At 43.6% G+C, this 22,895-nt stretch carries 16 protein-coding genes; 9 read left to right on the top strand and 7 right to left on the bottom strand.

Annotated elements, in window-relative coordinates:
• Positions 1–32: 32 nt before the first annotated feature.
• Positions 33–584 (bottom strand): RNA polymerase sigma factor, encoded by a 552-nt coding sequence (locus tag CLV42_RS13990; protein ID WP_106602548.1) that lies wholly within the window; start codon positions 582–584, stop codon positions 33–35.
• A 437-nt stretch (positions 585–1,021) separates the two neighbouring features.
• Here CLV42_RS13990 and CLV42_RS13985 point away from each other — a divergent pair, with 437 nt between their 5' ends.
• From CLV42_RS13985 to CLV42_RS13970, 4 genes are all read left to right on the top strand, one after another.
• Positions 1,022–4,420, top strand: coding sequence for a SusC/RagA family TonB-linked outer membrane protein (locus CLV42_RS13985; protein WP_106602547.1), 3,399 nt, complete (start codon positions 1,022–1,024; stop codon positions 4,418–4,420).
• A 65-nt stretch (positions 4,421–4,485) separates the two neighbouring features.
• Positions 4,486–5,928 (top strand): RagB/SusD family nutrient uptake outer membrane protein, encoded by a 1,443-nt coding sequence (locus CLV42_RS13980; RefSeq protein ID WP_170117509.1) that lies wholly within the window; start codon positions 4,486–4,488, stop codon positions 5,926–5,928.
• 43 nt (positions 5,929–5,971) lie between these two features.
• On the top strand, positions 5,972–6,691 hold the full coding sequence (locus tag CLV42_RS13975; protein WP_106602545.1) for a DUF4397 domain-containing protein: 720 nt from the start codon (positions 5,972–5,974) through the stop codon (positions 6,689–6,691).
• Positions 6,692–6,799: 108 nt separating this feature from the next.
• A complete protein-coding gene (locus CLV42_RS13970) occupies positions 6,800–9,412 on the top strand; it encodes a glycoside hydrolase family 2 protein (protein ID WP_245901649.1) in 2,613 nt (870 codons plus the stop codon).
• 64 nt (positions 9,413–9,476) lie between these two features.
• Here CLV42_RS13970 and CLV42_RS13965 read toward each other — a convergent pair whose 3' ends face one another.
• Positions 9,477–10,634: a TIGR03118 family protein gene (locus CLV42_RS13965; RefSeq protein WP_170117508.1), complete on the bottom strand. Its 1,158-nt coding sequence runs from the start codon at positions 10,632–10,634 to the stop codon at positions 9,477–9,479.
• 413 nt (positions 10,635–11,047) lie between these two features.
• On the opposite strand from CLV42_RS13965, the gene CLV42_RS13960 reads away from it, so the two are divergent.
• The 5 genes from CLV42_RS13960 (at position 11,048) to CLV42_RS13940 (ending at position 15,802) form a co-directional block, all read left to right on the top strand.
• The gene (locus tag CLV42_RS13960) at positions 11,048–11,500 is read left to right on the top strand and encodes a hypothetical protein (RefSeq protein WP_106602542.1); all 453 of its coding nucleotides are present in this window, start codon (positions 11,048–11,050) and stop codon (positions 11,498–11,500) included.
• Positions 11,501–11,689: 189 nt separating this feature from the next.
• A complete protein-coding gene (locus tag CLV42_RS13955) occupies positions 11,690–12,217 on the top strand; it encodes an RNA polymerase sigma factor (protein WP_106602541.1) in 528 nt (175 codons plus the stop codon).
• A gap of 1 nt (position 12,218) precedes the next feature.
• Positions 12,219–13,793, top strand: coding sequence for a hypothetical protein (locus tag CLV42_RS13950; RefSeq protein ID WP_106602540.1), 1,575 nt, complete (start codon positions 12,219–12,221; stop codon positions 13,791–13,793).
• A gap of 73 nt (positions 13,794–13,866) precedes the next feature.
• Positions 13,867–15,183 (top strand): AAA family ATPase, encoded by a 1,317-nt coding sequence (locus CLV42_RS13945; RefSeq protein WP_106602539.1) that lies wholly within the window; start codon positions 13,867–13,869, stop codon positions 15,181–15,183.
• Positions 15,176–15,802 carry an RloB family protein gene (locus CLV42_RS13940; RefSeq protein ID WP_170117507.1) on the top strand — a complete coding sequence of 209 codons (627 nt, stop codon included), beginning with the start codon at positions 15,176–15,178 and terminating at the stop codon, positions 15,800–15,802. Before CLV42_RS13945 ends, CLV42_RS13940 begins: the two co-directional genes overlap by 8 nt.
• Positions 15,803–15,832: 30 nt before the next feature.
• On the opposite strand, the gene CLV42_RS13935 is transcribed toward CLV42_RS13940, so the two are convergent.
• The 5 genes from CLV42_RS13935 to CLV42_RS13915 form a co-directional block, all read right to left on the bottom strand.
• Positions 15,833–18,445, bottom strand: a complete 2,613-nt coding sequence (locus CLV42_RS13935) for a TonB-dependent receptor (protein ID WP_106602537.1) — start codon at positions 18,443–18,445, stop codon at positions 15,833–15,835.
• Positions 18,446–18,718: 273 nt separating this feature from the next.
• Positions 18,719–19,300 carry an RNA polymerase sigma factor gene (locus CLV42_RS13930; RefSeq protein ID WP_106602536.1) on the bottom strand — a complete coding sequence of 194 codons (582 nt, stop codon included), beginning with the start codon at positions 19,298–19,300 and terminating at the stop codon, positions 18,719–18,721.
• Positions 19,301–19,408: 108 nt separating this feature from the next.
• Complete coding sequence (locus CLV42_RS13925; RefSeq protein ID WP_146154382.1) at positions 19,409–19,966, bottom strand: hypothetical protein; 558 nt, start codon at positions 19,964–19,966, stop codon at positions 19,409–19,411.
• A 73-nt stretch (positions 19,967–20,039) separates the two neighbouring features.
• Positions 20,040–21,071 (bottom strand): PorP/SprF family type IX secretion system membrane protein, encoded by a 1,032-nt coding sequence (locus CLV42_RS13920; protein ID WP_106602534.1) that lies wholly within the window; start codon positions 21,069–21,071, stop codon positions 20,040–20,042.
• Between the two features lie 36 nt (positions 21,072–21,107).
• On the bottom strand, positions 21,108–22,892 hold the full coding sequence (locus tag CLV42_RS13915; protein WP_106602533.1) for an OmpA family protein: 1,785 nt from the start codon (positions 22,890–22,892) through the stop codon (positions 21,108–21,110).
• Positions 22,893–22,895 lie beyond the last annotated feature (3 nt).

Here is a 22,895-nt window from a genome sequence, read left to right as displayed (position 1 = left end):
GCATAAGCGGAGGAAAAGTACCAGGCAAGAGATCATTTTACCCAAAATTCAAGATTGGACCGAAGCTTTTTTAATACAGTGGAAATAGTATTTTTTACGGTCTGAGGTTCAATCTGCAATTCTTTTACTATCTCCAGATGACTTTTTCCTTCCAGATAAACAGAATCAAATATAGCCCGCTGGCGATCTGTCAGTGTATTAAACGCAGTCGAGAGTTGCCGGGCAAGTTCTGCGTTCTCCATAGGCTTTACAAATGAATAAGATGGTAGCCCATAGCTGAATTTTTCCTTGCGTATCTCCAGTACCTTTCTCTTTCGCAGGAGTGAACAGCAATGGTTCCTTATCAAAGTAATCAGATACTTGTCAAGTATAGTGTCAGATTGTAACTTACTTTTGACACCCCAAAGCTTAATGAACACTTCCTGTACCGCATCCCTGGATTCATCCAGATCGCCAAGCAAGTGATATGCTTTCAGTAACAGCTTATCACGGTACATTTCCATGATATCTTCAAGCGCCTGTTCGTCCCCTTTTTTCAGGCCTTGTAACAGTTTATTATGCAGGTAGCTAGTATCATCCCTCATACTTCCTTCAGTGGTTGGTTATGGGATTCTTCTTGTCTGATTCAGCTATAAAGTAACAATTTTTTAATTTACCGGCGAAATTTCGATGCCATAGCACCATCACTGCCTTGTAAAAAATATTTTGCTTTCCTATAGTACCTCATTATTGGTACTGCGTTCTATCATATGACTGGCTAGATTAACTAATCTGCAATGGGTTATACCAGCATTTATTCCTGTGCTTGCTTTTGCAATCGCTGGGGGATTTTATTATCTGTTCATTCTACTTATTCTTTTCCCGATATAACTGATTAAGGTCGCCGTTTTAGACCAATAAAATGTCGTCAGGGTAAATGTTTTGATCAATATGAGCCACTTATTCTAAGGAATGTAGCACTCATTGACTGCAAATTTAAATCGAAGGTACCAACCATTTTCTACAACCAAATCTTTGCAATATGCCTGTAATTGTCCGCTTACGCAACCGGATCTTATACCTGTCATCAGTTCTCATTGTCAGCATGCAGCTTTGCTTTTTTGCCAACGCACAGGGGAATGCTGATGTACCTGATAAGCGTATCTCTTTATCCGCCAGGAATACATCTCTTGGTTTTATCCTAAAAAAATTATCAAAGATCAGTGGTATTATTATCTTCTTCAGTACTGAAGAACTTGCGCCTTTTACCAACGTGTCAGTAAATGCCCGGGATAGGCTCTTCTCGGATGTAATGCATGAATTACTCGACAACCGCGGACTTAGCTACGTTGTCGTCAATTCAAGGACTGTAACGATCACCAGGAAAGCTCCTGCGCCGGTTCCTATATTAACAGGCAAAGACACCACCATATCTGTTTCCGGGAAAGTGATCAATGAGAAAGGTTTGCCGGTCATAGCAGCATCCGTAGCTATTGCAGGCACTTCACGAGGTACCACCACAGATCAGGATGGTACATTCGTCATTAACGGAGTACCTAGATCTGCCACGCTTACAATCTCCAGCGTTTCATTTTTAACACAGCAGATACAGATAAGAGGTAGAAACAATCTAGGCGTCATACCATTAAAAGAATATGTATCCGATCTCGATGAAACAGTGGTAAAAGGCTATTACAATACCACTAAAAGATTAAATACCGGCACTGTTATCACACTGAAAGGACGCGATATCAACCAGCAACCGGTAAGCAATCCACTGATCGCTATGATGGGCAGGGTACCTAACCTGGTTATCACTCCTACTTCAGGCTTACCGAATGCAGAAGTAAATATCCAGTTGAGAGGTCAGAATAGTTTAAGTACGGGTTCTCTCAGATCGGAGCCCCTGATTATTGTGGATGGCGTCCCCTATCCAAATACACTGAAGGCAGGGTCGGGATCATTCGGGCTTGTCAGAAATCAGTTATCAGCGCTAAGTTTTATTAACGTTAATGACATCGAACAAATAGATGTATTGTCAGATGCCGATGCTACTTCCATCTATGGCTCACGTGGCGGTAACGGCGTGATACTCATTACCACCAAAAAAGGTAAGGCAGGCGCCACCAGCATAAACCTATCTCTTTCCACAGGTATCAGCCAGGTTTCAAAAAAACTGGACCTGCTCAATACATCGCAGTATCTGCAAATGCGCCGGGAAGCTTATGCCAACAATGGTATGATCCCTCCCGACAAACAAACCCAGGAAAAAAACTATTCAAATTATGATCTGACCGTCTGGGATCAGAACAGGTATACAGATTGGCAAAAAGAGTTTTTCGGCAGAACGGCAATGTCCTATAATGGTAATATTTCGGTGTCCGGCGGCTCTCCGACTGTTCAGTACCTCGTAGGTGGAAATTTCAGCACACAGAAATACGTTTTTCCGGGCGATAATAAATTTGAGAATGGTACCGCTAACTTTAGCATTTCCGGCAACTCAGAGAATGGAAGGTTTAAATCATCGCTAAGCGGTTCCTATACATTCAATACTTCCTTTTCCAACAGCAACGATTTTACAACACTGGCGGTCACACTGGCTCCAAATGCTCCGGCCATTTATGCAAAGAATGGTACACTCAACTGGGAACCTGATCCGACTGCTACCAATAAAACCGGTACCTGGCAAAATCCATATGCCCAATTATTACAAACATCGTTGTCCAAAAACAATAATTTAAGAGGGAACACAGAATTCAGTTATAAGATATCGGAAAATATTTCTGCAAGAGCGTCAGCAGGATATTCTGAAATAAGGACCCGCAATCTGGGGCTCACACCTATCGCCTCTTTTGATCCGGCTGACACTACAGCTAAAGGCGCCTCATCTTTGACCAGCCTGCTTAATAAATCTTTCACATTCGATCCACAGATTAATTATACTGGTCAGGTAGGTGCAGGAAAACTAGATGGTTTAGTCGGCATAACAATACAGAACCAAAGTCAGGAAAATGAAACTATTACCGGCACAGGTTACACAAGTGATGCACTTTTAAAAAGCTTTATTGTTGCGCCAATCACCTATTCCACCAACAACACTTCAGAATACAAGTATGCGGCCATATTTGCTCGCCTGAGCTACAACTGGCAGAATAAATATCTCGTGAATATAACAGGACGCAGAGACGGTAGTAGCCGTTTTGGTCCGGGTTACCAGTTTGGAAATTTCTGGTCGACGGGTCTGGCGTGGATCTTTAGTGAGGAAGAACCTGTGAAAAAAAAATTACCATTCCTATCATATGGCAAACTGAGATTCAGCATTGGTACTAATGGGAATGATGGCATTGGCGATTATCAATACCTTGAACTATATCAGGGTATCCCCAATGTGTCTTATCAGGACATAAGGCCTATCCGTTCAATGGGCGTGGCCAACCCTGACTACCACTGGGAAAAAGTCCGCAAAATGGAAGCTGCCCTGGAAACCGGATTTTTTAATGATCGTATTTTACTGACTACGTCTTTCTGGAGAACAAGAGCATCTGACCAACTGGGCACTTACCGCTTGCCTTCTACCGGAGGCGCCGTTACCATAATAGCTAATCAGCATGCGGAAATACAAAATAGCGGATGGGATTTCATACTCAACACCAGAAACGTCACCACAAAGAATTTCACATGGTCGACCTCCGCTAATTTTGGATTACAGTACAACAAACTATTAGCAAATCCTGATGGATTATATAACGGTTATGGACTAAACCGCTTTGTCACCGTAGGCAAACCATTCACTGGGTTTGCAATAGCCTATATCTCAAAAGGGGTAAATCCGGCAACAGGCCTCTATCAGTTTGTCGATGCAGATGGAAACGTAAATACAGACAAAGACAATGGCAATACACAGGGCATGAAGATTAACACGAAACCACTGACCATCGGAGTATCCAATACACTCTCTTTTAAAGGATTCGATCTTTCATTCTTCCTTCAATTCACCCATCAGACCGGACGTAACTATCTATTTGATTATGTATTCATCTCAAGAAATCCTGGCTCCTTTTCCAGCGAGCCAGGCCAGGAATATGGCAACATTCCTGTTGAGCTGCTAAATAACTGGAAGAAACCGGGAAATATAACCGCTTACCAAAAATTCTCGTCAGAAAATTATAGTGAACCTATTACGCCGCTTTTAAATAAAGCCCATGAGAGCAATCTCGGTTGGGTTGACGCCTCTTTTTTACGCCTGAGGAATGTCGCTCTTTCTTATAACCTTCCTGCACACTGGATTTCGAAGTATCATCTGCAAAACTTTAAAGTCTATATACAGGGCCAGAATCTGCTAACAATCACAAATTATAAAGGCCTGGATCCGGAAACACAGAGTGCATCTTCATTACCCCTGCTCAGGGTATTGACAGCAGGCATACAGATCGGATTATAACAACATAATGCCTCGTTCATCACTTCATTTGACCGATGCTGCGACCATATAAAATTATAACAACTATGCAAATCATTTATAGCACAAGATATACCACTTACACGCTGCTCTTGTTACTGACCGGCTGTTTATTGGGTGGATGTAAAAAACTGATTGAGGTTGACCTTCCAATTGACAAGGCCACATCTGAAATAGTATTCTCTAATACAAGCACGGCGGTTGCCGCTATGACCGGCATATACGCACGCATCGGTGCCGCAGATGATGTTTTTACAGATATCTATGGGCTTTCGATCAGAACAGGATTAAGGGCGGATGAACTTATTCCGACAAATCCCGCGGCATATCCTGATTATACGAATGCGGCAACCGGCGGCAATAGTGCCTGGACCATGTGGGAAGCAACATACAGAGACCATATTTATAGGGTGAATAGCCTGCTGGAAGGGGTAGAAAAATCTGCGACCCTGCCGGAGGACATAAAACTTATTCTGACAGGTGAAGCTAAGTTTACCCGAGCCTGGCTCTATTTTTACCTGGTCAACCTCTATGGAGATGTTCCATTAGTATTGACTACAGACTTCAAAGCGAATAGTGCTGTACCACGTACAGATAAGCAACTTGTGTACGAGCAGATGGTTAAAGATCTGAAAGAGGCACAGGAGAGCCTTAAAACTGCCTTTTTAGACAAGGATCTTGTGAGTCCTACATCCGAAAGAATACGCCCTAATAAAGCTGCTGCTACTGCACTCCTCGCAAGGGTATACTTATATATGGGAAAATGGCAGGAAGCTGAAACGGAAGCAGGTAAAGTGATCAACGATGCCAACTATGTATTACTGGCTGACGTAAACCAGGTCTTCCTTAAGAATAGTAAAGAAGCCATCTGGCAATTACAACCCAACCCGCTTGACCAACAAGGTGCTAACGCGCCAGATGGCAGATCATTGATCAACCCATCCCAAAGGAATCCGTTCTTTTATGTAAGTCCCTCTATACTGAACGCTTTTGAAGCAAATGACATCCGCAGAGCATCATGGATTACGAAGAGCACATCAGGACTAATTATTCCATATAAGTACAAAGCGGGATGGGCAGTAATGGAACAAAAGGAATATACTATGGTGCTTCGCCTGGCAGAACAGTATTTAATCCGTGCCGAAGCCCGTGCACACCTTAACAATCTTACCGGCGACAACAGTGCAACATCTGACCTGAACATCATCAGATCCCGTGCAGGAGTGCCAGGCACAACTGCTGCTTCTCAGAATGATCTGCTCAAAGCAATTGCAAAGGAACGCCAGACAGAATTGTTTATGGAATGGGGAGACCGCTGGTTTGATCTTCAGCGCAGAGATCAGCTAAATGCAGTTATGTCTGTTGTAGCCCAGCAAAAAGGGACAACATGGGCGCCTTACAAGGCTTTATTGCCTATTCCTTATAGTGAGTTCATGTACAACCCCGCTTTGCGTGGACATCAGAATCCCGGCTATCTCGAACAACCATAAGAAACCGCCGGTAAGTTATTTGTAATCTTTAATAAAGTAGCACATGAAATATTATATCTTATTTATAGTGTTGACAACATCCTTTCTTTCTTCCTGCAAAAAAGAAGATGTCGATATATCAGGGTATGCAGCCACTGTAAACCTTGTGAATGCCATCGCATCATACAATACAGACATTAAAATGAACTTTACGGGAAAACCATTCATTTTTGCAAACTCTAAATCCTTGAATTATTCCTACAATGATGGCAAATATAGTTACGGAGCCCTGACATTTGGCGTACCTGTGGGTAAGGTTCCTCTGAGCATCGCTTTAGCAAATGATACCACCAAACTTATATTTAATCAGGACGTCACATTTGCTCCCGGCGATGTTTACAGTCTTTTTATGCATGGTTATCCCGACAACGTAAGTGGTCTTTTAGTGAAAGATGAAATACCCATCCGTACAGATAGCACCACTGGCGTACGCTTTGTAAATCTCTCGCCTAACAGTAATGGCTTTCGTATTAACATTTCCGGTGAACCTATCGGGAGCGCGGTGGATAATCTTCCATACAAAGGAGTGTCAGACTTTATCTCATTTCCAGCAAAAGCCTCCAATCAGGAGTATTTCATTGAAGTATATGATGCTGTAACGGATGAACTGCTGACAGGATTCTACTACTATGATATTGCACGTTTGAAAAATATAACACTGGTAATAAGAGGCGTAATGTATGATAGCCCGGACCTGGAGTTGGTCCGTATCAATCATTACTGATGACTCCTTTTGCTTTTAACTCAAAATAAATCTCACATCCTAATGTTTCAAAAAGAACGTACATCTCTTTTGCTGGGCCTATGCTCCGCTTTTATAACTACGGCTGCCATGGCACAGGAACCAACAACCTGGCATATTCAGCAAGGTACTATTCTTACCCGCTGGGCAGAACAGGTCAATCCAACAAAGGTATTACCAGAATATCCCCGCCCCCAGATGGTCCGCCCACAATGGCAAAACCTGAATGGGCTATGGCAGTACGTAATCACGGATAAAACATCTGGGCTTCCGGAGAGCTATGCTGGTAACATCCTGGTTCCTTATCCGATAGAATCTGCGCTGTCCGGGGTGAAAAAGCCAATAAAGGCGAATGAACTGCTTTGGTATAAGCATAACTTCGAAAAACCAGCATTAAAAACAGATGAACGACTGCTGCTGCATTTTGGTGCGGTAGATTTCGAGGCCACTGTTTATTTGAATGGTAAAGAGCTAGGTACACACAGGGGAGGATATCAGCATTTCACGCTGGATGCCACTAACGCATTGCAGTCGGGGAAAAATGAACTGGTAGTTAAAGTATGGGACCCTACCGATCTAGGACCAAATCCTCATGGGAAACAGGTTCTCAGTCCGCAAGGTATCATGTACACACCCAGCAGTGGCATCTGGCAAACAGTATGGATGGAAACCGTTCCCTCCACATTCATTGAATCTATCAGGATCACTCCCGATATTGATAAACAGCAGGCTATTGCGCACATTGCCGTCAAGGATAGTAAATCCTCAGATCTCTCAGGATACACTGTAGTACTTACTACAAAAAACGGTTCAAAGATGGTGTCCACAGTAAAACTGCCAGCAGGTAAACCGGCACTGTTATCTATTGCCAATCCGCATCTATGGAGTCCGGATGATCCTTTTTTATATGACCTGGAAGTAAAGCTGGTAAAAAACGGTAAAGTAGCAGATGAAGTGAAAAGCTACTTCGGCATGCGTAAAATTGCTATTCAGAAAGATGAAAAAGGTAGAGACCGGATATTTCTGAATAATCAATACACCTTCAACCTCGGTACACTCGACCAGGGTTTCTGGCCCGACGGTCTATACACCGCTCCTACCGATGCTGCACTAAAGTTTGATATTGAAGCAGCTAAAGCAATGGGCTTTAACACCATCCGTAAGCACATCAAGATTGAGCCTGATCGCTGGTATTATCATGCTGATAAGATAGGTATGCTGGTATGGCAGGATATGGTCAATCCCGGTAACGATACGCAGGATGGCCACGCTGAGTTTGAAAAGGAAAGCGCGGAGAATATTGCACAACTGTACAATCATCCCTGCATCACCACCTGGGTGCTGTTTAATGAAAAATGGGGACAGTATGACCAGGAACGCTTGACCCGGTGGATAAAACAAACCGATCCCTCCCGTATTGTTAATGGCCATTCGGGAGAAATGTTATATGTCAATGATTTGCTTCGCAGCCCTTCTCCAAATGCCTGGATAGGATCAGACATTGCAGATGTACACTCCTACCCTTTTCCCAGGAATGCACCTGCAATGCCAGGCAAAGCACGTGTATTGGGTGAGTTTGGAGGTATCGGTGTTCCCATAGAGGGACATCTGTGGAATGATCTGCAAGCCGGCTGGGGATATGATGGCGTAGTCACTCCTCCCATAATGCAAAAGCAATATACACAGATGGTCGACTCGCTGAAAGTGTTGGAACAGGAAGGACTCAGTGCTTCCATTTATACCCAGCCATTTGATGTTGAATCAGAGCAGAATGGTCTCATGACCTACGATAGAGCTATTATAAAACTACCTGCTGCTATTATAAGGAATATTCACGCAAGAGTATGGCCGGTAACAAAGAATTATCTGGCCAGCACAAAGGCCTTCTCCGCAGCAGTTGCCGATACCATCAATAAGGATTATGCAGCCCGTCTGCAGGAATATAAATCAGGAAAAAATGATTCCGCTTTCCTTCGCAGCCTTACTCTCCTGGCCTTACAAAATAAAGACGCGGTTAATGCTGCCAGGTTTTCTGCCGAATACATCAATAAGCTGAAGAATCCATTCCAGGAAAATAATCTCATTTTTATAGAGAGAGTCACTACAAAGAGAACAGATCCCGGCTTTTCCATACTGGAAAAAAGTGTTTCCATTGCAGGCATGGCCAACAGCCCAAGATCGATAACGGCTAAACTGGAAACGATCATCTTTGATGACGAGGTTAAAAGCTTATTGACAGAAAAACCTGACTGGAATAAAGTAGAAGCTGTCATTCATCAACATCAGCCATTAGAAGGAGAAATGATCCGCGGGCTCTGTGTGATCAGATACCTTAACGCCGCAAGCAGGGATCAGCAAAATGCCACCCAAAACCTTGTGGAGGCAGCTACCAGGTATGATGACCGGTATCATGCCGGTGCTTATAACGATTGGGCATGGACACTTTTTGAGAAAAGCAACAAAAAGGAAGAATTAGAAAAAGCAGTGGAATGGAGTCAAAAGGCCATAAGCAAGGAAACCGACCAGTTCCGTGTTGCATCCACTATGGATACCCATGCCAATCTGTTATACAAACTTGGTAACAAGCAAGAAGCACTCCAATGGCAGGAAAAGGCAGTAGCCGCTTCTCCCGGTGATACTGAGATTAAGGATAACTTTGAAAAAATGAAACGTGGTGAACCAACCTGGCCAAATGCGAACTAACAACTATTAAAAGTTCCGGCACCTTATAAATACAGGTGCCGGAGCTATATATATTCATAGGAGTCTAATACGCTTTCAATATATACCCAAATACCCCATGCGTCTCATCAGTAGGACCAGCTGTAAAATATAACTGATTTGCCCCCGTAGAAGGTATATTATTCTCCAGTGCCCACAATCCATCAACAACAATTGGATTATCTCCTTTCTTCAATTGGCCTAAGAACTTTCCATCCTGATCATAGACACTGATCTTTCCATCACCGAAGTTCCCGATAAGGATGGTGTTATCAACTGCCCAGAATCCGGCAGTAGCGGCAACGATGCCCCATGGAGAGTTAAGTGCGCCCTGTGATGCAAATCTTTTTATAAAGGAACCATCTGGTTTGAAGATATCCACATAGCCATTACCATCACCTTTCATATCATCCTCTTTATTCGCGTCCTGTTTTGCATAGGTGACGTACAGGTTATCTCCGATACTCCTGATATTAAATGGTGCAAAGCCTGCAGGAAGATTTGGATCTATAAACGGTTTAGTGGTGACCATATGGAAGTCCTTATCGAAAACATCTATAGTGCCTGCATGAAAGTTAGCGGCATACAGAAAATTATCTGCACCATCTTTTGCTAAAGCAAGTCCTTTGTAAATTGCTTCTGATGCAGATCTGTCGGCAACAACAGTGGCCACGCTACCAGAAGCCCACGCCGTGATAGTACCGTCTTCTGTATCGAAAATAAATTTAGCCGGTGTACCACCTACTGCAAAATCCGTAGTGCTATTATATACAATACCTGTAGGCGCCCCTCCGGTAGAATGCCCAGGGGATGCAATGGTAACCGGGGAGATCACGGTATTACCACTTTTATCATAAACAGTACTGACGCCGGTATGATTCGCCGCTATCCAAATAACACCAGTCGGATTAAAAGCAACGCCCCAGGGATTGATAAGATGGGCATCTACCAACGTAGAACTATAAGGACCACCGCCAACGTCTGTAACAAGGTTTACCTGGCTATAGTTGTTGGTGGCAGGAGGAGGATTATTACCACCATATCCATTAGTCTTACTACAACCCACATTCAACACTGACAACATTACTACACTACCAAGGGCCCAGATGAAAGGCTTTCGCGTTGATGTCCGGACATGTCTGCCTTTATGTGACCCTGTATTTACAGATTTTATCACCGGACGTTTTTCAAACAACACTATCATTTCTTTTTGATTTAACGGTGAATGGATATCGGCATGCAACAAGGCATGCTGCATTATCATGACAAAATTGAATCAGAACCGTATTTTTTACGCTTCACTAAGTGGAGAAAACAGGACATGAGACGTCTAAAGCACTGTCTTTTAATTAATACGTGTGTTTCACCGGAAAAGTTGCCTTGCTGTCAAAGTATATTTTCATACGGGATTTCCTTTCTCATGCTATTTTGACCTTATAATAGCACCTATATCATAATACGCTACGAATCAACGCTATTTAAGATAGTTTTAAAACATCCCCATTGACGGTATTATAACAGCCTGAATGTAAAATCTATCATGACGGAAAAAATTTTTCAGCATACCCAACCTTTTGCCATCCGCCCACCGTTCATCATTATATAAACAATTACTCTATGAAAAAACTTATCGGAGTCCTGGCCGTTACCGGGTTTATTATCTTCATACAAAGTTCCTGTACCAAGGAGTCCCTGCAAGATAAGATGAAGGACAAGGGGCTGGCATATGACCGCGATTCTATACCTACGGATAGCATCCCACACGATACTATTCCGCATGACTCTATCCCGCATGATACGATTCCTCATGACACCATTCCGCATGACAGTATTCCGCATCCGCCGCATGATACATTCCCTTATCCACCGCATGATACATTCCCGCATATCCCTAACCCACCACACGATACCTTTCCGTCCTATCCTCCCTATCCACCGTATGACACATTCCCGTCACATCCACCGTATCCACCACACGATACGTTCCCTTCCTATCCGAATCCACCCCAGCCGCCATATGATACGTTCCCGCATCATGACACCACTGGATTACGTAAAAGATCCAGGTAACGGCTGTAACTAATCTGGCTCAATATCGTTACAGTAGCTAAGGCCACAAGTACTACTGTAGCGGAGCAGGCTATAGTACTTTTACCGGAGACGCTCATAAGGGGAGCTATCCGGTAAAAGTCATTTGTAAGGATATATGCCGGCATAACATCAGCATAACTTATTGTATACCTATCGGAACAATTTCATTTGGAAGATATTCAGGAATTGATCAAACAGTGCGTAGCTAATGACCGTTTAGGTCAGGAGAAACTTTATAAAAAGTTTTACCCTGCTCTATTTCTGTTATGTCGGAAATTCTTCCCGGAACAGGCAGACGCACTGGAAGTGCTGAATGATGGTATGCTAAAGGTTTTTAAAAATATAGGACTGTTTAAAGACGATAAGGGACAATTCTTCAACTGGGTATATACCATAGTACGCAATACGGCACTGGACAGGCTTAAAAACGTAAAATGGGCAGAACATGTGGATGTAGCGAGCATTGATATTTCTTATAACGATAATCCACTCTCTGCTATGGAGTCGGGAGATATCTATAAACTGCTGGATGTTTTACCACCAGCCACCAGGGCTATATGCATCTTATTTTATCTTGAAGGTTTTTCTATTAGTGAGATATGTGCAAGATTACAACTGAGCCAGGGTACCGTAAAATGGCACCTGAGTGAGACAAGGAGCAAATTAAAGCCGGTATTATTAAAGTATTATTCTTAAAATGGCTGAGCAAAATTCGGATAATATAAATTTCAACAAAGAGGAATTCCCAATTCCCATCCCGCCTGCCGATCAGGCATGGCAGTCCATGCGACAAAAGCTGGACGCGGAATTGCCCGTAGAGGGGAATTTGTCAGCCCGTGTGCATATTCGTTACATATGGATAAAGGGATTATTTGTGCTAGCTGTAATAGCAGCAGCCGGTATCTTCTGCTGGCAATACCGTAATAATACACAGCTGGCATATTCTGGAAAGAATGTCCATGATACCAGCCTGGCTTATAAGCAATCAGTACCTCGGACGTCATACAATCATGCACTGACGGATACAGTATTATCGCATACGATGTCTTCAACGATAAGCAATGCATCAGATACTGCCAGCAATACTTCATCTTCTCAAGCACTACCAGCGTCACAATCATCACAAGCATCAGCAACAATACAAGGATCATCATTACAACCGTCACTAATTGCTGACAGGACACATCCCGTTTCCGGAAAAACTACCACTCAACCTACTTCTGAACAGCTGACCGGCAAGCAAGCTCCGGCGTGGTCTGCTACTAACAAACATTCCTTCGAACGAAATACCACAGCTAAGCAACAGGCAACAGACAAACAGTTGGTAAAGCAGCTTGCTACTAACGAATATCCTCTTGTCGAAGAAAGATCTACTGCTAAACGACCCGTAACAGATAAACAACTGGCCAGGTCATTTGCATCCAGCAAAAAACGTTCTGGGGAAACAGCTACTACCGCTGTTGCTGAGCCACTGGCAATAGAGCAACAGCAGCTAGCTATCAGCATTTATACAAATAAAGATAGACGACAAGCGGGAAAAGCAGAAACCCATCCCCCACTACAATTATCGTTGATACAATCTTCCATTGCAGGATATAATATCAGCTTACAACATAAAGCAGCCCCGCTTGCATTACGCCATTCCCCCGGTAAGCAGGCGGAAAAACTATGGGCCTTGTATATTCAGCTAAATGTAGCACTGCCTTTATATGATAGCAGTTTCTATTTTCTTGGCCCTGATGGTAAAGATCAATTCTATCGCCGCCTGATACCCACTGTAAGAATTGAAAGGAAACTGTGGAAAGGTGCGTTGTCACTTGATGTACAGCCTTCTGTCAGCGTTACGCCTAAACCTAATGTACATGCCAACGTTGACGCCCAACTGTACCCATTTGATACTACCAGTTCCCTGGTAAAACAACTTGGTTGGGGAGTAGCATTGCAATACCAACTTCCTGTCCATCCTAAATGGCAGGTAGGCGCGGGTATACAGGCATCTTTCTTACAACATGCGCTTATGCATCGGATAGTGAAGGATACCCTCATGAAAATTGTACAAAACGGTGTTTTTCCTGCCACGGATGAGGAAAAACAAGATCTATCAAGGGTGCATATCAGTGGAGTGGCAGAACTGGATTATATGGCCGGAAATTGGCAATTTGGGCTGCGGACCCTGGTGCCGGTCACACGGGTAAGCAAGACAAAGGATATTTCGGCCAGGCCGGTGCATATGGAAGTAGTGGTGAGGAGAAGGTTATGGAAATTCAGGTAAAATATTCATTTCTGGATTTTATTGGATAATTTTGCGGATATATTGCAAATATACCCATTTAAAATCCAAATTTATGATTATTGAATTTGAGATAAGCAACTTTGGCCCTATAAGAGAGGCGAAAAAGATATCTTTTGAGGCAACCCCTGATGAGCATTTATCAGATTACTATATCGCTGAACCAATACCAGGTCTCCGATTACTTAAACTACTAATAATTTATGGGGCAAACGCATCCGGCAAATCTACCTTGCTGGAAGCAATTGAGTTTCTCAGAGAATTGTCATTAAACCCACTAAATGACAAGAATGACGAATTAGAGTTCCAGCCCTTCCTCTTCGATAGTACTTCGAAGTCTCAGCATTCATCGCTACAAATAGCGTTCCTGGTAAATAAGGTAAGGTATAACTATCACGTTCAGTTTACCCGGCTATATATATTGAGTGAAAGACTGCAATATTACCCCAAAAACCGGGTAGCAGACTTCTACACCAGAACAACCGATATTGAGAATAAAGTTTCCAAAATATCATTTGGCAGTACTTTAAAAGTCAATAATAAAGAGCTAGCCATAATAGAAGGGAATACGCTTTGGAACAATACTGTTCTTGGCGCTTTTAATAAAACCAATGTTAACATACCAGCACTCAATACCGTCATTAAATGGTTCAATGAAACATTGATGAGCAGCGTCCGTCCCACTACCAACCTTTTTAACTGGACAAGTGACAAAGTTCAGGATGATCCGACATTCAAAACCGATATCCTCGAAATCCTCAAAAAAGCCGACATTCAAATTGATGGCATTGATATCAAAACAACTCAAAGAGAGCTTGATGAAATCACGCTTAACAGACTCGCCGCATGGTCGATTTCTGAAAAACAAAAAAATCAATTATTAAGAGATAAAAAGATTACTACAAGAGATATATTTTTTAAACACACAGTGAAAGAAGAGGGAACTGCAACCTCCTATGAATTAATAAACAGCATGGAGTCAAGGGGAACATTACGCTACTACGGTCTTAGCGGCATACTTAACACGCTGATTAATTCAAATAAGATTATCACCATCGATGAGCTGGAAACATCTCTTCATACAGATCTTATGAAACATTTCATACTGGTTCATCTTGCAAATTCCACATTTTCACAGCTGGCAATTACAACACATAACCTATCCCTCCTTGAGGATAAAGAAAACATCAGAAATGACGCTGTTTGGTTTACAGAGAAAAAAGAAAATGGGACAACTGACTTATACTCTCTGGCAGACTTTGATACCAGCGTTCTTAGAAAAGGGGCATCCATTATTAATTCATATAAAACTGGGAAACTCGGTGCAAAGCCTGACCTCGGCAGCATCTTTATATCTAAAAACCATGACTAGAAGAACAGAACACAGAAACTTCAAAAAGGTAGTGGCCATCGTGGGCGATGGATTTATTGAGAAAATTTACTTTGATCAGCTAAAGGAACTGGAACAGCTCGAAGATGTTGTCATAAAACCAGAACTGCCAGGAAAAGCGCACAAAGGTGGTTCCTACAAAAGAATTATTGAATCGGCAAAATCGTTAGTTGAAAAAGGCTATGACCACGTCTATTGCCTGATTGATTTTGATACGGTTATTTCAGAGAAAAAAATAGCGGCATTCAAAAATGATATTGCATGTCTTGATCCAGATTATTTCACTGTATATATTAATAATCCCTGCTTTGAAACATGGGTGCTATTACATTTCGAAAAAACCGCTAAGCTGTTTGGCTCCTGTGAAGAGGTCTCCGCTAAAATACTTCCATTCATTAAAGGCTATAACAAACGCCAGGATTATTTGAAAAGAAAAAACATTTATAAAACACTCAGGCCTTATTTAGACAATGCCATTCAAAATGCAGCCTCTCTTGAACTCAACCGCTCTGATCACAGCGACAAAAAACCGAGGGCTGAAATATTCAAGATCTTTAAAGTACTAAACCTTCCTCCTCCCCAAACCTTCCCAAATAGATAGATAACCCTTCGAAAACCCCTAAATTTCCCCCTACTTCCCCTTCAACAACCTCAAATCACACTGTAACGTCGCCATAAAATACCTCCCCAGCAATCTATTCTGATTCTCTGTCACGGTATTCCCTGATATGGATTGCGACAATCTCGACGTCTCATCCAGCAGGTTAAATCCCTGCAGACGGACAGTCAGCTTCCTTTTGAAGAGCATCTTTTCCAAGGTAGCATTCACCATCAGCGGATTAGCTGACAAGGCCCCGCTATAACCACTGTTCAATTGTTTATTCACATCAGCCCCCAGGCTGAATGTTTTCAGGAAATAGACCTTTCCATTCAGGTTAAAATTCCAGGTGCCGATATTGGTAATACTATTCTGCTGTAACACGTAAACGTTCCTGTTGTAAGTATAAGCCACACCGGTGGTCAACTCAACGAATTCCCTCAGCATATTGGCACGGACAGATTGCGTGATCATTAGATTCTGGCCTGTTTTACGGACGTTATCCATATACAGGATATTATTGTTATAAGAGCTGTTTCCATCCAGGAAAAGGTTGTATTTACCATCAGCGAGGCGATAAGACCATCCGTAGATAAAGCGGAAGTTGTAGTCACCGTTAGTATTCAGGAAGCGGGTCTCCTGTTTAACGGTGTTAAAAGTATCCTTTACGAGAGAAACATTCGTCACTACTTTATCTTGTGTGAAGTTTCCGGAGAGGTGAACGAATAAGGTGTTCATGCCTGCAGTACGGTAGTTAAAGAAGACGGAATGTGCAAATGCAGGACGCAGATCAGGATTACCAATAATAGGGAACTGTGCATTGGTCAGGTCAGGTACCGGTTGTAACTGTTGATAAGTCGGGAAGATCACATTGCCGGAATAAGAAAGGCTTACCATGGATTGCTTGGTAAGTTTGTACTGAATACGGAAGACAGGTACCAGCTTATTGCTGGTCACAACTGCCCTGTTTAAGCCACCCGCCATACTGCTCGTCAGACTGGCTGGCTGTAAGCGCATACCGAAAGTGTAATCCCATTTGTTCTTTGACCTGCGGAAGTTCAGCTCTACCTGGTGTTGCACCATTGTGTAGATATATCGATTACTCAATGAGTCAATGAAATTGGTCTTGCCGTCAGGATTGATCCAGTGGGTTTCCTGTCCGTTATCAGTATGGTTGTAGTTGACAGAATAACGCAGTTCAAGGCTGTTGGCAGAATCCAGCGGCTCCACGTATGATAACTGGGCATTGGAAGTAAAGGTATTGTTCTTCTTATCAAGTATCTGATGTAATAGCGAATCTTTGGCAATAGTACTATCAGGATTATAGTAACGCAGGCTGTCAATACCGTCCTGTAAATTGTTGTTTTTTGTCGTATTGACATAGAGCCCCATGGATACGATCCTTCCCAGTCCTTTGAAACGGTGGGAAGCGAACAGGCCTGCCAGGAAAACAGGTGTAGTGTTGTTGTTCAAACCGGTAGAGATCTGGTCCTTACGCTGCAAGCCGCTTTGAATAGCGCTGTTCATACTACTGTTGAAAGACTTGTTGCCGCTATAGTTCAGGTTGAAGTTGACCATATCCCCCTCTTTCGGTTTGTATTCAGCCCCAACGTTGATATTATAATTATCATTACGACTACTGTTATTGCTGGTATTAATACTGGAAAGCGTACCATCGGTGGTCACTGTTTTCGAAGTGCTCAGCGACTCCATGTCGCTGGTGGTACGTCCGCCAATGACGCCGACATTCATTGAAAACTCCTTGGAGAAGTTGCCCCGGTAGTTGGCGTTCACAGTAGAAGTGATGGTATTACCTACCTGTGCACTGATATTGTTGGTATTACCATTAATAGAGAGCTGTTGTTTCTCACTGAAATAATTCGCCAGTACAGCAGCATTATACCGGCCATCATTGCCAACACCACCCAATGCCTGCCCCTGGTACACCTTTTCAAGATCTGCTTTTGTCTGGATATTGATGATCTTCTCCGGCTCTCCTGTCTTGCGGCCTGTAGCACGTGCCAGGTCACCATAGTCATCTATGAGTTGTATTTTATCAATGAGGTCTACCGGCAGTAAACGTGTAAGGGTCTTGATATCGGTGATCATGAAGTCTTTACCATTAATCCTGACCTTGGTGATCCGTTTACCCATGGTCTGTACGTTCCCTTCCATATCCACCTGCATACCGGGCAGGCGTTTCAGCAGATCCTCCGCTACGGCATTGGCGCGCAGATGGTATTGATCTGCGCGGTATTCGATGGTGTCTTCTTTCATGACCACGGGCGACAAACTACCTTTTATCACTACTTCTTTCAATGTACTTGTCTTGATGGAGAGTTTAATAAGCGGCAGATCTATCTGCGTGCCTGCTTCTTTATATGAGAATTCATGGTACCAGGTATCGTATCCGATCACAGTGACGCGGATAGTAAAGACCGGCTGCGGTACATTCCTGAAAATGAATTTACCGGCATCATTACTGATAGTATGCATTGTATCGCGGCCCGCCATCAGCCATACGTTAGCTCCAATCATTTCCTGACCGGTTGTATCCCTGATAGTGCCTGATACGTTATAGACAGTCTGTGCCAACAGGGTATGCAGACAGCAAAGGAAACAAATGAGCAGGAAAATCCTCTTCATAAAAAAAACTGGGCTTCATTTCAATTTCAGACCTGTGATAGTTGGGGATACTGTTGATTACGGGTTAACTGGTAACTTGGCTAAATTGGCTAAACAACTCTAAACTAATCATGATTCCGGGGCGTCCTGTAAATGCAAAAGTATCCCAAAGCAATAAGCTACTTGCTTATTCAATTTAGGCTTTTTTAAGGAGATGGCCAGTAAAAAAATGGTCGGACTGCATCATGTCTGCGGTATGGGGATAAAACCGGTAAAAAGCTCCGGGAGGAGCTTTTACACAGCTTCAGGTGTTTGTTCTCTTTCCATCATTTTTCGCATGTTCATCACAGCGTATCGCACCCTTCCCAATGCAGTATTAATACCTACATTGACAATCTGTGCGATCTCTTTAAAAGAGAGGTCGGCATAAAACCGTAAGATCAGCGCTTCACGCTGTGCTTCCGGCAGGCGGTCGATCAGTTCGTGTACAGAAGCATAGGTTTCCCGCTTGATAATGCGGAGCTCCTGGCTGTCCACGTATTTATATTCACTATTAGCAATATCATCTCTGTAAATAAGTGCAAAAGCAGCCGTCTTTTTACGGAAATGACTGATGCAGCAATTATGGGCTATCCTGACAGCCCAGGCTATAAAGCGGCTGTTATCAAGATAATGGCCTTCGTTGAAGGCATTGATGATTTTGATAAATACATCCTGGAATATATCTTCCGCCAGGCATCGGTCTTTTACCAACAGCATGATCGTCGTAAAGATCCTGTTCTTATGGCGATGTACGAGCACCGTAAAAGCTCTGTCATTGCCGGATCTGTACATTCTTATGAGTTCTTCATCTGTCAGGTCACAATATCTTGTCATGTCATTATGTTTTAAAAATACCGGGCAAAAAAGAAGTTCAAAAAATCGGCCGCCCTGGATAAAGCAGCCATCTTACATGTGGTTTTGATGGAGATGGTCATTAGTAAACTAATTCTTCATGCCAAGAAGTGCCTGCACTTCGGCATAGTTGCTCCAGTTAATGTTCCTGCCACGACCGGCAGCATTAGCTGGAACAATTACATATCTTACCTGGAACCTCTTTTTACCGCTATTATCTGTTTGAGTGCTTACATTGAAGTTGCTGAACAACAGTAATCCTCCTTCTGTCAATACTTCCCTGATATACAGGTCACCCTCTACATAAGGAATAGATGAAATGTTGGGTTGATCGGCAGTAAACAGGTTGAAATACACTTTTACAAAACCTGTGCTCAGCAGATCAGCATTAATTGCTGGCACATCTGCACTCCATACATATTCGCCTGATGCTGTATCCAGCGCAAAATGTGTATCCAGCCATTCTGAATAAGTAATGTTTACAGATCCCGCATCACCTTTGTCCCCCTTATCTCCTTTATCACCTTTTGAACCATTCTGACCAGCAGGACCAGCAGGACCTGCTGCGCCGTCTTTTCCACAGGATGTGATACCAATGATGAATGAGAACATACATGCGACAAAGAAGTAACTCGAAATTCGTTTCATAAGTAATTTGTTTGTTAGTGTTTAATGATGATGTTTTGTGAAAATTTATAGGTTGAATTATTCCATCCCGCTACTAGAAATTATTTCTCGGACAAAGGTCGCCATAGCGGTTACCCAGCAGGAAACCGATCAATATCTCATGCGTGCCTTTGCTGACCGTATTCAACGATGAAGTGGTGTAGTCATATGAATAACCAATGTTTATCGTAGAACTGATATTCACACCCAGCATAGCAGCAAAGCCGTCTTTGATGCGATAGGAAGCGCCCATCCATATGCGGTCCCTATACAGGAACTTGGCGTTCACATCAAAGCTGACGGGTGCTGCAGTGATCAGTCTTACCATCACAGAGGGCAATACACTGACATCCTCATTCATCCACAACCTGTAACCTCCCGAGAAGAAAAGGTGCGGCACCAGCTTTCCCCGATATAGAGAATCACCCACTACTTTACCATTATCATAGGTCATTTCCTGGGGAACGATGTTCTGGGCCGCCGCACCTATATAGAAGTCTGCACCGTACAACAACAGACCGGCATTCACTTCCGGACGCCACTTATTCAGCAGGGTACTGGAAGCGATCACCGGATCGTTAGGCTGCTGGAACCGCAGTTTTGCAGCATCTACAGATACGGATTGCATGCCTAAGGAAATACCACCACTCACATTCAGACGCGATGACAACGGAATGTGGTGCGCATAGGTAGCACTGAATGAGAACCTGTTCAATGGACCGGTCCTGTCGTTCAGAATAGTCACTCCCAGCCCGGCATGAGCAGGCGGTGTGGTATACTCCTGCCAATAAGCTCTACCCCGTGGATTTTCGCCCGGAGGTGTTAATCCCGTCACACTCGCCTGCGGGTAATCACTTTTGCGAAGAGGACCATGAACGGTTAAGTAAGTCGTAACCGGTGCACCATTCAGGCCGGTCCACTGGTGCCGGTGACTTGCCTTTACATCCCAGTAGTTCTCAATACCTGCTACCGCAGGATTGATGATGAACGGATTCAGGATGTACTGCGTATAATGCGGCTGTTGCTGTGCATATATGCCGTGCGATAAGATGGTCAGCAGCAGCAACAACAATGGTTTTCTGTACATAAGCTTGTTTTTTTAAAGTGGTGTGCGGATAGCTTATTACCTGCCGCTGATGATCCTGAACTCCGTTCTGCGGTTACGCGCACGGCCCTCAGGATTATCAGATCCGTCAGCATTTGTATTAGGCGCTATCGGACGAGTAGCAGCATATCCTTTGGCTTGCAGACGACTGGCGTCAATACCCTGACTCACGAGGTAATCCACACAACTCTTCGCCCTTGCGTCGGATAATTTTTCATTCAGCTCATTGGATCCTTTGCTATCCGTATGTGCACTCAGTTCGATCACAATAGCAGGATACTTCTTCAACATCGCTACCAGCCTGTCCAACGATGGGAAAGACGCGGGTTGCAGATAAGACATGTTGAAGTCATAGTAAATATTCTCCAGTACGATAGGGCCATCTGTAGTGGGTGGTTCCAGTGCAATAACCGTTGGTTGCGGTGCAGGAGGAGGTGGCGGCGGCGGCGGTGGTGGCACTACTTTCTGTAAAGAGAAGAGTTCCAGGCAACAAGCGGCTGCACGGTCGGACGACAACCAGACATTCTCCAGGATGTTTTCCTTACTGCCTTTGCTGATGAAATACATATCGTCTTTTACAGAGTTCACCGGATAACCAAAATTCACCGGCGTACTCCAGGTACCTGCAGATTCTTTCGAATAGAAGAAATCGAAGCCTCCCATACCTACCCTGCCATCAGTAGAAAATATTAGCAGATTGGAAGCAGCATGCACATAGGGCGCTTCTTCATTCCAGGCAGTATTGATCTCCGGACCAAGGTTCTTTGTAAAGAAAGGTGTTCCTTCTCCATTCAGTTCTGCCTCCCAGAGGTCAAAGCCCCCCACACCACCAGGCCTGTCGCTAGCGTAAATAAGGCGTTTACCATCAGGTGTAACAAATGGCTGCTGCGAACTGTAACCAGGTACGTTCAGTATAGTATCCAGCAGAACCGGTTCACTCCAGGTATCGCCACTCTTTTTGCTGCTATAGATGGCAGCGTTTTTCTTACCCTGTTTCACTGTCCAGCGTGTCATAAAGAGCGTATTACCATCCGGGCTCAATGCAATTACTCCCTGGTCAACATCCTTCGGTTGTGCAATAGCCAGCAGGTTGACCGAATCCGGTTGACCGGCAGCGTAGTTAGCGGTGTAGAGACGGTTTACGAAGGCATGTCCTTTGGCTCCTTTCTCTGGTCTTGTAGAAGTAAATACCAGCACACTATCCTTAAACCATACAGGGGCATAGTTGGCACCAATAGGATTGATCACTTCCGGCGCCTTTTCTACTTTGTACATATTAAGATCGGGCTTGTTCATCTCTGCAATGATGAAGCGGAGATTCTGCAATTCCCGCTGCGCTGTTTCGCGATAGTTATCCTGCTGTGTATATGATTCCAGGAAATAAGTGAATGCTTTCTCCGCCAGTTCATGCCTTCCCAATGCACGCAATGATACGGCATAATGATAAGGAGCCAGTGGGAATGTGGCTTTATCAAACTCCATGGCTTCTGCATACCAGGGTACTGCTTTGCTGTAATCATGCAAGAGGCGGTAACTCTCTGCCAGTTTATAGATAGCCTGCTGCTCACTGCTTACAGCCACCATTGATTTCTTGGCAGATGGCTGTGTATTGTAGGGTCTGTAGGCGGCATTGCTTACAATTGTCCTGGTTCCTGCCAGGTATTTTTCATAATACGGTGCAGCGGAACTATACTCTGCATTCTTGTAGTAATAGTCAGCAGCCCGCAGGTAGTTATAAGCAACCTGTGCTTTGCTTATTGTTACTGCTGTAAACAGTACTACTGTGAGGAAGATATATTTCATGTT

Origin of the sequence: Chitinophaga ginsengisoli (genome assembly GCF_003014595.1) — a bacterium.
In the GTDB taxonomy this organism is placed as follows: domain Bacteria; phylum Bacteroidota; class Bacteroidia; order Chitinophagales; family Chitinophagaceae; genus Chitinophaga; species Chitinophaga ginsengisoli.
Note: the sequence above shows the minus strand (reverse complement) of the source record. Positions and strands in the feature narration are given on the sequence as shown.

Bases quoted from the DNA above. Each gene is read 5' to 3' on its own strand.
- CLV42_RS13930 (WP_106602536.1), bottom strand. From the start codon at position 19,300: ATGACAAGATATTGTGACCTGACAGATGAAGAACTCATAAGAATGTAC.
- CLV42_RS13915 (WP_106602533.1), bottom strand. From the start codon at position 22,892: ATGAAATATATCTTCCTCACAGTAGTACTGTTTACAGCAGTAACAATA.
- CLV42_RS13940 (WP_170117507.1), top strand. From the start codon at position 15,176: ATGACTAGAAGAACAGAACACAGAAACTTCAAAAAGGTAGTGGCCATC.
- CLV42_RS13965 (WP_170117508.1), bottom strand. From the start codon at position 10,634: ATGATAGTGTTGTTTGAAAAACGTCCGGTGATAAAATCTGTAAATACA.
- CLV42_RS13935 (WP_106602537.1), bottom strand. From the start codon at position 18,445: ATGAAGAGGATTTTCCTGCTCATTTGTTTCCTTTGCTGTCTGCATACC.
- CLV42_RS13975 (WP_106602545.1), top strand. From the start codon at position 5,972: ATGAAATATTATATCTTATTTATAGTGTTGACAACATCCTTTCTTTCT.
- CLV42_RS13945 (WP_106602539.1), top strand. From the start codon at position 13,867: ATGATTATTGAATTTGAGATAAGCAACTTTGGCCCTATAAGAGAGGCG.
- CLV42_RS13985 (WP_106602547.1), top strand. From the start codon at position 1,022: ATGCCTGTAATTGTCCGCTTACGCAACCGGATCTTATACCTGTCATCA.
- CLV42_RS13970 (WP_245901649.1), top strand. From the start codon at position 6,800: ATGGCACAGGAACCAACAACCTGGCATATTCAGCAAGGTACTATTCTT.
- CLV42_RS13950 (WP_106602540.1), top strand. From the start codon at position 12,219: ATGGCTGAGCAAAATTCGGATAATATAAATTTCAACAAAGAGGAATTC.
- CLV42_RS13925 (WP_146154382.1), bottom strand. From the start codon at position 19,966: ATGAAACGAATTTCGAGTTACTTCTTTGTCGCATGTATGTTCTCATTC.
- CLV42_RS13980 (WP_170117509.1), top strand. From the start codon at position 4,486: ATGCAAATCATTTATAGCACAAGATATACCACTTACACGCTGCTCTTG.
- CLV42_RS13920 (WP_106602534.1), bottom strand. From the start codon at position 21,071: ATGTACAGAAAACCATTGTTGTTGCTGCTGCTGACCATCTTATCGCAC.
- CLV42_RS13990 (WP_106602548.1), bottom strand. From the start codon at position 584: ATGAGGGATGATACTAGCTACCTGCATAATAAACTGTTACAAGGCCTG.
- CLV42_RS13960 (WP_106602542.1), top strand. From the start codon at position 11,048: ATGAAAAAACTTATCGGAGTCCTGGCCGTTACCGGGTTTATTATCTTC.